Raw genomic sequence first — 13,411 nt, 5'->3', positions numbered from 1 at the left:
ATAGTTGATAAAATCAACTATATGATCATTGGTTGACTGAGTCAATAAAGCATGATGAAAGCCCTTTTTGCCTTATTAGAACGCTATAAGGCACAGATGCAGGAACAGATGAAAGCGCACGACATTAATCTGGATGTTGTGCATATCCGGCTATGTAAGATCATCGCGATGGAAGGGCGAATTACGCCTCAGTCGCTGGCGAAAACTGTCGGGCGGGATAAGGCGCAGATCACCCGCATGGTCGCAGAACTGGTCAAACGCGATTATGTTCGCAAGCTCGATAACCCGGATGATGGCCGTAGCGTGTGGCTCAGTTTGTCCGATAAGGGCGTCGCGTTTACACAGGTTTTTATGCATCAGGAAAAGCAGATAGAGGCACAGATGCTTCAGGCACTGTCCCAGGATGAACAAGCGATGTTTAGTGCGCTGCTGGAAAAAATAGCGGCGAACGGTTCGGCACGCTAGATCCTGCATCACCCGCCATTTCTGCACTGCCGTGAGGCGATCTCACCGAGCTGTTGCACCTCGATAGCGCGGGAGTGCCGTGTTTCCCTGCACAAACGGTCGTCATAACGGCATTTCCGGTACTGGCACGCCTTTTGCTTTTATCTATTCGGGACAGCACCACATAGGGCGCTGAACAACCTGAATAGCTGGCTAGGGTTCCGATCCATGCAATATGGATGTCTGGTCCGAGAGCTGGCGACCTCCAGTTGAGGTTACACGGCGGGACAAAAGCCCGGGAGACAGCAACACCCATGGTGTCGCGCTGTTCCCGCTTTTTTCCTACTCAACCGGAGGTCTGGCATGAACCTATCTCGTTTACTGGGCGTTTGCGTCCTCAGTCTCTCAGCGTTGCTGAGTTTCCCTTCACAGGCTGCGCCTAAAACGCAATTCAACGTGTGCTGGACTATCTATGCTGGATGGATGCCGTGGGGCTTCATCGGTACGCAGGGCATTATCGATAAATGGGCCGACAAGTACGGCATCAAAATTAAGGTTACCCAGCTTAACGACTACGTCGAGTCGATCAATCAATACACCGCCGGACAGTTCGACGGCTGCACCATGACCAACATGGATGCGTTGACTATTCCGGCTGTGGGCGGTGTGGATACTACGGCGCTGCTGCTTGGCAGTTTCTCCGCTGGCAATGACGGTATCGTGCTCAAAGGCAAAGGGAAAACGCTTGGTGACCTGCGCGGAATGAAGGTCAACCTGCCTGAACTCTCTGTTTCCCATTACCTGCTGGTGCGCGGTCTGGAAACCGCCGGGCTACGGGAGCGAGATGTCACCGTCGTCAACACGTCCGATGCCGATATTGTTGCCGCTTTCGCCACCCGCAGTGTACAGGCGGCTGTTGCCTGGAACCCGCAACTTTCGGCGATAAGAAACCAGCCGGATACCACGGAAGTCTTTCAGTCTGGTCAGATCCCCGGAGAGCTGATCGACATGATGGTCGTAAACACGCAGACGCTCCAAGACAATCCGGCTCTGGGTAAAGCGCTGGCCGGTGCCTGGTTTGAAATGATGGCGTTGATGAAGGCGGGCGACAAGTCGGCGTTGGAGTCAATGGCGGCTGCTTCCGGCACTGACTTGGCCGGCTATCAGGCACAGTTGAAAACCACCCACCTGTTTTATTCCGCACAGGACAATCTGACCTTCCTGACCAGCGCGGATCTCCCGAACACCATGAAACGCGTTGCGGATTTCTCCTTTGACAAAGGGTTACTTGGCGCAGGTGCACAGAGTGCCGATTTTATCGGCATGACGTTTCCAGGTCAGGTTACGCAGGGCGATAGCGCCAATGTAAAACTGCGCTTTGACGATACCTTCGTGCGTCTGGCCGCAGAGAACAAACTCTGACCTATAGACTGGAGAGACTATCGTGCGCTTAATCAATCGCTCCCCCAGTCGAGGTGGACGGCTGCTGCTGGTTCTGCTGCCGTTTGCCGCGCTGCTGGTGCTGTACCTCGTGGGGTCGGCACTGCGGCTGGAAGCTAATCCCAATGACAAACTGCTGCCAAGTCTTGGGCAAATGGCCGAAGCAATTCAGCGCATGGCATTGACCGAAGACAAACGGAGCGGTGACTACCTGTTCTGGCTGGATACACAGGCCAGTCTAGTACGCCTCGCGCTGGGTCTGGGGATCGCCAGCCTGTTGAGCCTGTTGTTTGGGATTGCGGCAGGGGCTTTTCCGCTGTTTCGTGCGTCGCTCTCGCCGTTGATGGCGGTGTTGTCGATGATCCCGCCGCTGGCGATTTTACCGATTCTTTTCATCGTCTTCGGATTGGATGAACTCTCGAAAGTGATGCTGATCGTCATTGGTGTCACGCCGATGCTGGCGCGCGATCTCGAACAACATGCCCGCAATATCCCACAGGAAATGCTGATCAAAGCACAGACGCTGGGAGCGAACAGTTGGGTCGTGGTGCTGCGCGTTATCCTGCCGCAATTACTGTCGCGGCTGTTGATTTCACTGCGGCTGTTGCTGGGGGCGGCGTGGCTGTTCCTGATTTCCGCCGAAGCGATTTCAGCCACGGCAGGATTGGGCTACCGCATCTTTCTGGTTCGCCGCTATTTGGCGATGGACGTGATTCTGCCGTACGTGGTGTGGATCACGCTGCTGGCATGGCTGATGGATATGGCACTGTGCTGGCTGCATCGCCGTTGGTTCCCGTGGTCAGAGGAAAGCAAAGCATGAGTTTTATCGAGATTGATAACATTTGGCAGGAATACGGCGACCACGTCGTGCTGGAACGGCTCAACCTGAACGTCGAGGAAGGGGCGTTTTGTACGATGGTCGGGGCATCCGGCTGCGGTAAATCCACTTTTTTGCGTCTGCTGCTGGGGCAGGAAACGCCCAGCCGTGGCGAAGTGCGGCTTGAAGGGAAGCCGCTGCCCGCCGAACCGGATGCCAGTCGCGGCGTGGTGTTTCAGCGTTATTCGGTTTTTCCACATTTGACCGTGCTGGAAAACGTGGTGATTGGGCTGGAAATACCGCGCTCTCCCTGGCTAGGCCGGCTGTTCGGGCAACATAAGCAAGCGGCAAGAGATCGCGCCGCACGGATGTTGGAGCGCGTCGGGCTTGGACACGCCATGCACAAATATCCCAACCAGCTTTCCGGTGGGATGCAGCAGCGGCTTGCCATTGCGCAGGCATTCATTGTCCAGCCGCGCATCCTGCTGCTTGATGAACCGTTTGGGGCGCTGGACCCCGGTATTCGCGGCGATATGCACACCCTGCTGCTGGAGCTGTGGCGGGAAACTCGCTTAACGGTCTTTATGGTCACCCACGATTTACCGGAAGGGTTCCACCTTGGCACGCGTCTGCTGGTGTTCGACAAAGTGCGCGTCGATCCCCATGCGCCGGAAGCCTATGGCGCACGCATTACTTATGACATTCCGCTGAATCAGGCGCGCCTCGCCACGCGCCTGCGTGCGCTTGCACCGCTTTCTCCTGTTATCAGCGCGATGACATCCCCCGTTTAAGGAGCTTTCTTTTATGACAGAGATACAGACATCGACAGGCCGGCCAGCGTTTGATGAAGAAACGGTGCCGGGCGGAGGCCATACCTCCTTCATCCTCAAGCGCGGGCAAATTCTGCGGATCACAGATGTGGAAGGCGGCGGCAATGTGGGCTTACTGCTGTTTAACGCGCACCAAACCAGCGAGCGCCTGAACCTGCCGGATACCCTGAAAGGGCAACATACCGCCAAGTTAACAGTGGGACACTGTCTCTATTCCGACATGGGACGCGTATTGGCGGCGATCGTGACCGACACCTGCGGCTGGCACGACAGCGTTGGTGGCGTACTCAATGCACAGGAGGTGCATGAGAAATACGGACAAGGGCGCTATCAGGAATTGCGCAACGACTTTTTTCGCAACGGCATGGATAACCTGTTGGTCGAGATGGGGAAATGGAACCTCAATCTGCAAGATCTGCTGATGACGATCAACCTGTTCAGCAAAGTCACCGTGAATGCGCAGGGGCAGTTTCACTTCTACGCCAATCATTCTCAGGCGGGGGATTACATCGAACTGTATGCGCCGATGGATACGCTGGTGGTGCTGACCGCCTTACAACACCCGATGGACCCCAGCCCGACGTATGCGCCGCGCCCGATTGCGCTCACCTGGAGTTGGTCGGAAGGCGAGGATGTCGCTGCATACTGCCGTGCGTACCGTGAGGAAAATGCACGCGCGTTTCACAATACCGAACGCGGTTATCTATAAGGAGGCCGGACATGACGTTAACTGCCAGCAATAAAATGGTCGAGGACGCGGTCTTCCGCCATGTGATCCCTGCCGGAGAGCCTTATTTGTTTGAGGTCAAACAAGGCCAGACGCTGCGACTGCTGGATTTGGAAGGTAATCAGGCGGTGGATACGCTGTTCTATCGCGTTGATGACCCACGCGAGCGCTACGATCCACAACGTACGCTGCGCCGCCAGAATAGTGTCTATCTGACGACAGGTAGCGTGCTGTACTCCAATCTTGGTAATCCACTTCTGACGATCGTCGCTGATACCTGCGGTCGCCATGACACGTTGGGCGGTGCCTGTGCGCAAGAGAGTAATACGGTGCGCTATGCGCTCGATCGGCGTTACATGCACAGTTGCCGTGACAATTTTCTCTGCGCCTGCCTGCACGATGGTCGCCTGAATAAAAAAGATATTGGTGCGAACATTAACTTCTTCATGAACGTGCCGGTGACGCCGGAAGGTGGGCTGACCTTTGAGGACGGTATTTCCGCACCGGGGAAATACGTGGAGCTACGCACCGAGACGGACGTCATCGTATTGATCTCCAACTGCCCGCAGTTGAATAACCCGTGTAACGGCTGGAACCCGACACCTGCGGAGGTGCTGGTATGGAACTGACGCCGAACCGAGATGATGAAAAACACACGCGCTGGCAGCGTGTGAAAGTGTGGCTGGTGAGTGCGCTTGACGCGAGAGCGAATCGGTATTTTCTGCCGTCGACGAGCCGTTCTCCGTCTGACAAAAACTGATGATTCCGGCGTGGGAGCACGCTTCTACCTCCTTTGACCGTTACCGCGATGGACGACCATCATGCGGATCGCATTTTGGCGGGACGACCCGCCCTTGCATGAGTCTAGCGTATGTTCGACACACTTCTGATTGCTAACCGTGGTGCGATTGCGTGCCGTATTCTGCGTTCGCTGCGCGAGATGAACGTCCGTGGCGTCGCGGTCTATTCTGATGCCGACATCAGTAGCCTGCATATTCAGGACGCCGATGAAGCGATTAGCCTAGGAGAGGGCGCGGCAGCTCACACCTATCTGGATAGCGAGAAAATTCTCTCTGCGGCTCTGCGTAGTGGTGCGCAGGCTATTCACCCTGGATATGGTTTTCTGTCCGAGAATGCGGCATTTGCCGAAGCCTGCGAAGCGGCACAGATTGCCTTTGTCGGGCCGACGCCGCAGCAACTGCGCGTATTCGGCTTAAAGCATACGGCGCGGGCGCTGGCGAAAAAACATAACGTGCCGCTGTTGGAAGGCACCGAGCTGCTGGAAAACTGCGATGCTGCTTTGCGCGCAGCGGCAGCGATCGGTTATCCGGTCATGCTCAAAAGCACGGCGGGCGGTGGCGGGATTGGGATGCGCGTCTGCTATAGCGCTACGGAACTGTCCGATGCGTTTGACACGGTAAAGCGACTGGGACAGAACAATTTCAGCGATGCGGGCGTGTTCATCGAAAAATATATCGAACGCGCCCGACATCTGGAAGTACAGATTTTTGGCGATGGTCAGGGAGACGTGTTGGCGCTAGGGGTTCGGGACTGTTCGGTGCAGCGCCGTAACCAGAAAGTGATTGAAGAAACGCCCGCGCCCAATCTGCCGGACGGTGTTGCCGATGCGCTGTGTTCTGCGGCAATCCGTCTGGCGCAGGCGGTGAATTACCGCAGCGCGGGGACAGTGGAGTTCGTTTATGACAGTGCGGCCGATCGTTTCTACTTCCTTGAAGTCAATACGCGTCTACAGGTCGAACACGGCGTAACGGAACAGGTCTGGGGCGTGGATCTGGTGCGCTGGATGATCGAGCTGGCCGCAGGGGATTTACCACCGCTGCGCGAGCTGTCTGCCGGATTGAAGCCTCAGGGGCATGCGATTCAGGCGCGCCTGTACGCGGAAGATCCGGGTAAACAGTTCCAGCCTTCGCCGGGGTTACTGACGGAAGTCGCGTTTCCTGCCACAGAGGATCATCGCCTGCGCATCGACACTTGGGTGACGGCCGGATGCGAGATCCCGCCGTTTTTTGACCCGATGCTGGCTAAGATTATCGCCTATGAACCTACCCGCGAGCAGGCGATGGTGGGGCTGGAGCGGGCGCTGGCGAACACACGACTTTACGGCGTGGAACATAATCGTGACTATCTGCGTCAGATTCTGGCGGCGGAACCGTTTGCCCGCGGTCAGCCGTGGACGCGCTGTCTGGATGCATTGACCTACAAGGCGACAACTTGTGAGGTGATCGGTGCGGGTACGCAAACCACCGTGCAGGATTACCCCGGACGCCTTGGTTATTGGGCTGTTGGTGTGCCACCGTCGGGCCCAATGGACGATCGCGCGCTGCGCTTAGGGAATCGGTTAGTGGGAAATCCAGCGGGAACGGCCGCGTTGGAGATCACAATGAACGGGCCGACGTTGCGTTTTAACACGGACGCCGTGGCGGCAGTCACCGGCGCGGCTATCGCTATTGAGCTGGACGGTCAACCTGTGCCGATGGATCGCGTCTTTGCGATACCCGCAGGTGCCATACTGCGGTTAGGTGCAGTAAATGCACCAGGAGTACGCAGCTATCTCTGTCTGCGTGGTGGCATCGAGGTGCCGGATTATCTCGGCAGCAAAAGCACTTTTACGCTGGGGCAATTTGGCGGCCATGCAGGACGTGCGCTGCGGGCGGGGGATGTCTTGCATCTTGCTGCACTGGCGGACAGACGCGTCGGTGACAGCCTGCCGAATGCGCTACGCACGACCTTGTCTGCGGTACGTGAACTACGCGTGATTTACGGCCCGCATGCAGCACCGGACTATTTTACGCCTGCCTATATGGAAACCTTCCTCACTACCGAGTGGGAAGTGCATTTTAACTCCAGCCGCACGGGCGTGCGCCTGATTGGGCCGAAACCGGAGTGGGTACGTGATAGCGGTGGAGAAGCAGGACTGCACCCTTCGAACATTCACGACAACCCGTATGCGATTGGTGCAGTGGATTTCACCGGCGATATGCCAGTTATTCTGGGCCCGGATGGTCCAAGTCTGGGCGGCTTCGTCTGCCCGGTGACGGTGATCGAAGCCGATCTGTGGGCGCTGGGACAGCTTAACGCCGGCGATCGTGTGCGCTTTACTCCTGTCGATCTCACCACGGCACGTGCGCTGGCATTAGCGCGTCATGCTGAAGTGGAACAGCTTACCTCGATCGCTATCGATTGGTCGCCTGCTGCACTCATTTCTCCAGTGGTGCTGGATATCGGTGAGGCGGATAGGCGGCTGGTTGCACGGCTGTCCGGTGATACCCATCTGTTGCTGGAAGTCGGGGCGGCGGAACTGGATGTGGCGCTGCGTTTTCGCGTCCATGCGCTGATGCTGACGCTGGAACAGCAGACGCTCGATGGCATCATTGATGTGACACCGGGTATTCGCTCGTTGCAGGTGCACTACCGACCCGAAACGCTGGCATTATCACATCTGTTAGACAGACTTTCCTCGCTGTGGCAGGACGTTTGCGCACAACAAAATCTGACGGTGCCGTCGCGGGTGGTTTATCTGCCGCTGTCTTGGGACGATCCTGCCTGCCAACTGGCGATTCAGAAATACATGACGACGGTACGCAGCGATGCGCCCTGGTGTCCGAGCAATCTTGAGTTTATCCGCCGTATTAACGAATTGGAGAATCTCGATGAGGTCTACCGAACGGTGTTTGACGCCAGCTACCTGGTGATGGGGCTGGGGGATGTTTACCTCGGTGCGCCCGTTGCGACTCCGCTGGACCCGCGCCACCGTTTAGTCACGACCAAATATAACCCGGCGCGCACCTGGACGGCGGAAAACTCGGTGGGGATCGGCGGTGCTTACCTGTGTGTTTATGGCATGGAAGGGCCGGGCGGTTACCAATTTGTCGGACGTACGCTGCAAATGTGGGATCGCTATCGCGGCGTAGACGCCTTTAACGGCAAGCCGTGGCTGCTGCGTTTCTTTGACCAGATTCGTTTCTATCCAGTGTCGGCTGATGAACTGTTATCCATCCGACGGGATTTCCCTCTGGGACGCTATCCACTGCGGATCGAACAAAGCGAGCTGGCGCTAAGCACTTATCAGGATTTTCTATCGCGTGAAGCGGAAGACATCGAGACATTCCGTGTACGCCAACGGGCGGCGTTTGAAGCGGAGCGTGAGCGCTGGCGTATTGCCGGTCAATCGGTGACAGACAGCGTGGACGTCGTGCTTGAGGCGGTGGATGATGCGCCGATCCAGGCAGGGCAGCTCGGCGTGGAAAGCCCAATTTCCGGCAACCTCTGGCAGGTGGTGACGGAGGTCGGTAAGACGGTGGCCGAGGGAGAAACGTTGATGGTCCTCGAATCCATGAAAATGGAGATCCCGATTGTCTCACCGCAACGTGGTATTATTCGCGAAATTCGCTGCCAGCCCGGCGCATCTGTTCGTGCCGGGCAGTGCGTGGTGGTGATGGAATCTCAGGGGTAAGTCCTGCTCTGTATCGTGGCAGGCGGTGAAATGATGCCGCCTGCCTGATAGCTCAACAGTCCTCAACGATCAGATAGGCGGCGTTAATTGGTCCGTGTACGCCGACCACTTTGATGAGTTCAATATCAGCGGTGGAGCTCGGGCCGCCAATAATATTAATGCACGATGGCATGCGCTCGCCTTGTTGCGCCATGTGATGCAGGTGCTGTGCTAACTGGGCGATACGGGGCAACAATGTGCTTTTGCGTAGCACAAAGAGAGAGGATTCCGGCAACAGGCTGACGGCGCGCCCTCGTTGTGGTGCGGAAAATAACACCACACCGCCTGATTCGGTTAGGCCATATTCCGCGTAAACCACGCCGACTTTGGCTTGCTCCGCCAGCCGCAGATTTTCTTCCCCCACGCGCGGGTCCCATAGGGTGGCCTGACATTCACGCTGCAAACACGCGGTGATCCCTAATGCCTCTAAACGCCGATCGTCACTGACAATCACGGGGGCATGGCCGTATTTATCGCACAATCGCAGCGCTGCCTGCGCTGCGTCGGCTTCACTGACGATTTCGCAGTGTGCCAGCATGACGTTAGTCGCGACATCGATAAAGGCATCACAACGCTGTTGCACGGTTAGATCGGTTAATCGGGTGCGAGCATGGTGGCTCGCTGGTCTGGGGAGCGGCGCTGGAATGTGGCGCACCTGGCGTCCAAACTGGCGGGCAATCTCGGCCAGAAAACTATCGCGATTTTCCATTATTTCCTTCCTCTTGCCTGATGTTTCTTAAACCAACTGCGGAAGCTTTCACCGTCGGCATCCGGCAGGTCGCGCGCTTCAGTCCATTCGCTGATGGCACCCATCTCAATGGGCGTTTTACCGTTTTTAATAAACCAGCCTGCGGCATGGGCTCCGGCGATCATTCCAACCTTCCATAGCCTCGGATGACTATTGACGTAGTTGAAGAGTTTCGTCACGCGTTGTTCTGCTTTTGGCGTGATTCCGCTTTCCGCCATGACGCGCCGGTGTTTGAGGATCAGCGACGATAGGGGGATGCGGACCGGACACACGGTGTCGCAGGCGGTGCAGAGCGAACAGGCATAGGGCAATTCCTTGAAATCCTGATAGCCGCCCAGCAAGGGGGAAATGACCGCACCGATCGGACCCGGATAAATGGAGCCGTAGCCGTGTCCACCGATGTGACGATAGGCCGGGCAGGTGTTGATGCAGGCACCGCAGCGGATACAGCGCAGAATATCGCGAAATGCGGAGCCGAGAATCTGTGAGCGGCCGTTATCGACGATGACCAGATGAAATTCCTGCGGCCCGTCAACGTGTCCCGCTTCCCGTGGCCCCGTTAGCCAGGTGTTGTAACCGGTCAGACGCGCGCCAACTGCGCTGCGCGCCAGCATGGTGATCAAGACGTCCACTTCCTCAAAGGTCGGCGCAATGCGCTCCATTCCCATCACCGCAATATGCGTTTTTGGTAACGTGGTACACATCCGTGCATTGCCTTCGTTGGTGACCAGACACACCGAGCCCGTTTCCGCCACCGCGAAGTTACAGCCGGTTACGCCGACTTCCGCACTGAGAAAATCCTCACGTATCTTCTTACGAATAAACAGGGTCATAGCTTCTGGGGTTTCTGGCCCGTCATAGCCCAGTTTTTCGTGTAGTACCTTGCGGATCTGGTAGCGATCTTTGTGGATAGCAGGAACGACGACATGCGAAGGCGGATCTTGATCCAGTTGCAGAATATACTCGCCCAGATCGGTTTCGATCACCTCAATTCCCGCCTGCTGCAAGACGTGGTTCATGCCGATTTCTTCGGTGACCATCGATTTCGCTTTGACGACTTTTTTGGCCTGCTTGGCCTGAGCAACCTGAAGGATATAGCGGGTGGCATCCTCTTTGGTTTTGGCGAAATAGACGTTCCCACCGTTGGCCGTCACTTTCTCTGAGAGCTGGTAGAGGTAAGCATCGAGATTGTTAAGTACGTGCTCGCGGATCTGAGCGGCATGGTCGCGCCATGCTTCCCAATGGCCTAGCTCGTCGACCATTTTTTGACGATTCGCACCGATACGTTCCTGCGCATTGGCCACCGCCTTACGCATGATGGGATCGTGAATCTGGGTTTGAATACGATCCTTGAATTTAACATTACTGGTTTTTAGGCTCATATCCTCTCCTTAGCGGCTCATCAGGACTTCGGCGATGTGCATCACCTTGACCGGGTGGCCTTCACGCTGCATGCGGCCACCGATATTGAGCAGGCAACTGACATCGGCACCAATCAGGTAGTCGGGTTTGACCTCCATCATGTGGCTGACTTTTTCTTTCACCATTTCGCCGGAAATTTCTGCCATCTTCACCGAAAATGTGCCGCCGAAGCCGCAACAGGTTTCTTCTGCTTTAAATGGCAGTAAGTGCAAATCCTGAACGTGATTGAGTAGCGCGATAGGTTCTTCGCGCACACCTAACTTGCGAAACAGGCTACAGGAGGGGTGGTAAACCGCCGTTCCTGACAGACGTGCACCGACGTCCGTCACGCCAAGCGTATTGACGATGAACGATGTCAGGTCTTTCATGCGTTCGGCAACGCGTTCGGCACGCAGTACCCATTCAGGTTCATCAGCCAGATAGTCGGAATAGTGGCGGATGGCGTTCATGCATGAACCGGCTGGAGAAATGATCGGGTCGTCATTGTCTTCCAGCGCGGCAATCACGCTTTTCATTCCGGGAATGGCGCTGTTGATATAACCGCCGTTGATGGCGGGCTGCCCGCAGCACGACTGTTTTTCGGGAAAGTGTACGTTGCAGCCCAACTGCTCTAATAGCAGCACGGAATCACGCGCCATACGGGATTTAAGCGCGTCACCAATACAGGTAACAAAAAAATTAACATTCACGACAGACTCCCATTACTCAATGTAGATGGATTTTTATTGTGATATCAGGCCATAAACAGGTAGTAGACCAGGCCGACCTTGAGCCCAAGAATGATGATGTAGACGCCGCAATACTTCAGCGTACCGGACATGATTGCGCTACCTTGCCCTTCCATGCGCGTTGCCGACACCGCGATCGCAATACTTTGCGGTGATATCATCTTGCCGCCGGTTGCTCCTGCGGTGTTCGCCGCAGCCAGCCAGACGGGGTCGACATGCAGCTTTTCCGCCGCCATGGTTTGCAATTTGCCAAACAGCACGTTGGAGTTGGTGTCGCTGCCGGTAACGAATGTACCTAATGCCCCAATCACGGGAGCAATAAACAGGTAGCCTCCACCGGTCACATCCACCATGGTTTGTGCCAGCGAGGCGATCAGCCCGCTGACATCCATCACCGTCGCCATTGCGACGATGGCGGTAATCGCGATAATCGAATTTTTGAGCTGTTTTACCGTGCTGACGAAGACATTCAACATCGTTCCCAGCTTTGCTCCCTGTATAAAACCGCCTAACAGACTGGCGATAATGATCAGAACGCCAGGCGTGGCAATCCAGTCGATCTTCAATTTCAGCACCTGTGTATCCGTCAGATAAAACGGAATGACGGAAGCGATTTGAGAGACGACGCCTTTGATGGTGGGGAACAGCGGCGAACACAGCAGAATAAAGGTAAAAATCAGGATATAAATCGCACAGGCGCGCAGCAGTTGACTGGCGGAATAACCTGATAGGGAAGCGCGTTGCGTGCTGTCGATAAGGTAGGCGGTATCGGTTTCTTTCTTGCGGCATTTTGCCATTGCTGTAACAGCAATCAGGCTGACTAAACTGCCGGCGAAGGCGGGCAATTCGGCGCCGAGGTGGACGGCCACAATATACTGTGGCACCAGCGTGGTCACGCCGCACACCAACGTAATAGCAAACACGCCGCGAATGGCCTTAATGCCACCGCCAATAATCGCGATGATGACAAAGGGTAGAAGGATATTGAATAACGCCAGTTGTAGCACAACCGTAGCGCTTAATGTGGTGACTGGAAGGTGAACCTGCTCCGCTAAAATAGAAACGGGAATACCGACGGCACCAAAGGCTGTGGGGACAGTATTGGCGACCAGTGATGCAATCGCCGCTTTCATCGGGTTGAATCCCAGAGCGATAAGGATGCCGATGGGGATCGCAACGGCGGTGCCATAACCCGCAGCCGCCTCGAGAAAACCACCAAAACACCATGAAATCAGCAATACCTGGATACGTTTATCATCGCTGATACTGGCAAGTACGTCCCGCAGTACATCCATGCTGCGTGTTTTTTGCATCAGGTTATAACTGTATATGGCACCTAGAATAACGATAATTATTGGCCATAGACCTTTTAGCGCGCCATAGCTTGCTGCTAATCCCAACGTTTTGAGTGGCGTGTGCCAGAATAGGGCAGCGATCGCGACGGTTAGCGTCAGCGTAATCAGTACCGCATGGTGGATAGGCATTTTTATTTTGAGAATAAGAACAATCATGACCAACAGTGGGAAGCTACCCAGCAAAAAATATAAATAATCGTGCATAGCGGTGTCCTGACATCCTGATTTTAAGAAGTAAAAAAACAAGGAATACCAACGTGGTGCTATATACACTTATATAATGCGTGGTTATTAAATAGTTTTAGCTGAATCGGGTCAGATGAAACAAAAAAGTGCACAATGGGTGTGAAATTAGTTACTTAAAGGTTAATTTAGTTACTTAATTGG

12 protein-coding genes and 1 riboswitch are annotated in these 13,411 nt (G+C 55.4%); of the genes, 8 read left to right on the top strand and 4 right to left on the bottom strand.

What is annotated here, in order from left to right:
• Positions 1–51 precede the first annotated feature (51 nt).
• The 8 genes from E2566_RS12360 to uca all read left to right on the top strand — a co-directional run bounded on the left by E2566_RS12360 (position 52) and on the right by uca (position 8,732).
• Positions 52–465 (top strand): MarR family winged helix-turn-helix transcriptional regulator, encoded by a 414-nt coding sequence (locus E2566_RS12360; protein WP_107167608.1) that lies wholly within the window; start codon positions 52–54, stop codon positions 463–465.
• A gap of 181 nt (positions 466–646) precedes the next feature.
• A riboswitch (guanidine-I (ykkC/yxkD leader) is annotated at positions 647–748 on the top strand.
• A 59-nt stretch (positions 749–807) separates the two neighbouring features.
• Entirely contained in the window at positions 808–1,866 is a 1,059-nt protein-coding gene (locus tag E2566_RS12355; protein WP_107167607.1) for a putative urea ABC transporter substrate-binding protein, read from the top strand.
• A gap of 22 nt (positions 1,867–1,888) precedes the next feature.
• Positions 1,889–2,704: an ABC transporter permease gene (locus E2566_RS12350; RefSeq protein WP_107167606.1), complete on the top strand. Its 816-nt coding sequence runs from the start codon at positions 1,889–1,891 to the stop codon at positions 2,702–2,704.
• The gene (locus E2566_RS12345) at positions 2,701–3,492 is read left to right on the top strand and encodes an ABC transporter ATP-binding protein (protein WP_107167605.1); all 792 of its coding nucleotides are present in this window, start codon (positions 2,701–2,703) and stop codon (positions 3,490–3,492) included. The genes E2566_RS12350 and E2566_RS12345 overlap by 4 nt, the downstream gene beginning before the upstream one ends.
• A 13-nt stretch (positions 3,493–3,505) precedes the next feature.
• Positions 3,506–4,240, top strand: a complete 735-nt coding sequence (locus E2566_RS12340; RefSeq protein ID WP_107167604.1) for an urea amidolyase associated protein UAAP1 — start codon at positions 3,506–3,508, stop codon at positions 4,238–4,240.
• A gap of 11 nt (positions 4,241–4,251) precedes the next feature.
• A complete protein-coding gene (locus E2566_RS12335; RefSeq protein ID WP_107167603.1) occupies positions 4,252–4,887 on the top strand; it encodes an urea amidolyase associated protein UAAP2 in 636 nt (211 codons plus the stop codon).
• Positions 4,878–5,018, top strand: coding sequence for a hypothetical protein (locus tag E2566_RS12330; protein WP_165800618.1), 141 nt, complete (start codon positions 4,878–4,880; stop codon positions 5,016–5,018). Before E2566_RS12335 ends, E2566_RS12330 begins: the two co-directional genes overlap by 10 nt.
• 111 nt (positions 5,019–5,129) lie before the next feature.
• Complete coding sequence (uca, locus tag E2566_RS12325; RefSeq protein ID WP_107167602.1) at positions 5,130–8,732, top strand: urea carboxylase; 3,603 nt, start codon at positions 5,130–5,132, stop codon at positions 8,730–8,732.
• A 52-nt stretch (positions 8,733–8,784) separates the two neighbouring features.
• Here uca and E2566_RS12320 read toward each other — a convergent pair whose 3' ends face one another.
• The 4 genes from E2566_RS12320 to E2566_RS12305 are packed head-to-tail and all read right to left on the bottom strand — an operon-like array spanning position 8,785 to position 13,228.
• Positions 8,785–9,480: a LutC/YkgG family protein gene (locus E2566_RS12320; protein WP_107167601.1), complete on the bottom strand. Its 696-nt coding sequence runs from the start codon at positions 9,478–9,480 to the stop codon at positions 8,785–8,787.
• Positions 9,480–10,901 (bottom strand): LutB/LldF family L-lactate oxidation iron-sulfur protein, encoded by a 1,422-nt coding sequence (locus E2566_RS12315; protein WP_107167600.1) that lies wholly within the window; start codon positions 10,899–10,901, stop codon positions 9,480–9,482. The genes E2566_RS12320 and E2566_RS12315 overlap by 1 nt, the downstream gene beginning before the upstream one ends.
• Positions 10,902–10,910: 9 nt before the next feature.
• A complete protein-coding gene (locus tag E2566_RS12310; RefSeq protein ID WP_107167599.1) occupies positions 10,911–11,630 on the bottom strand; it encodes a (Fe-S)-binding protein in 720 nt (239 codons plus the stop codon).
• Between the two features lie 44 nt (positions 11,631–11,674).
• Positions 11,675–13,228, bottom strand: coding sequence for an L-lactate permease (locus E2566_RS12305; protein ID WP_107167598.1), 1,554 nt, complete (start codon positions 13,226–13,228; stop codon positions 11,675–11,677).
• Positions 13,229–13,411 lie beyond the last annotated feature (183 nt).

Source organism: Pectobacterium punjabense (assembly GCF_012427845.1).
Taxonomy (GTDB): domain Bacteria; phylum Pseudomonadota; class Gammaproteobacteria; order Enterobacterales; family Enterobacteriaceae; genus Pectobacterium; species Pectobacterium punjabense.
The sequence above is the reverse complement of the archived record's forward strand: the minus strand, read 5'-3'. Positions and strand labels throughout refer to the sequence as shown.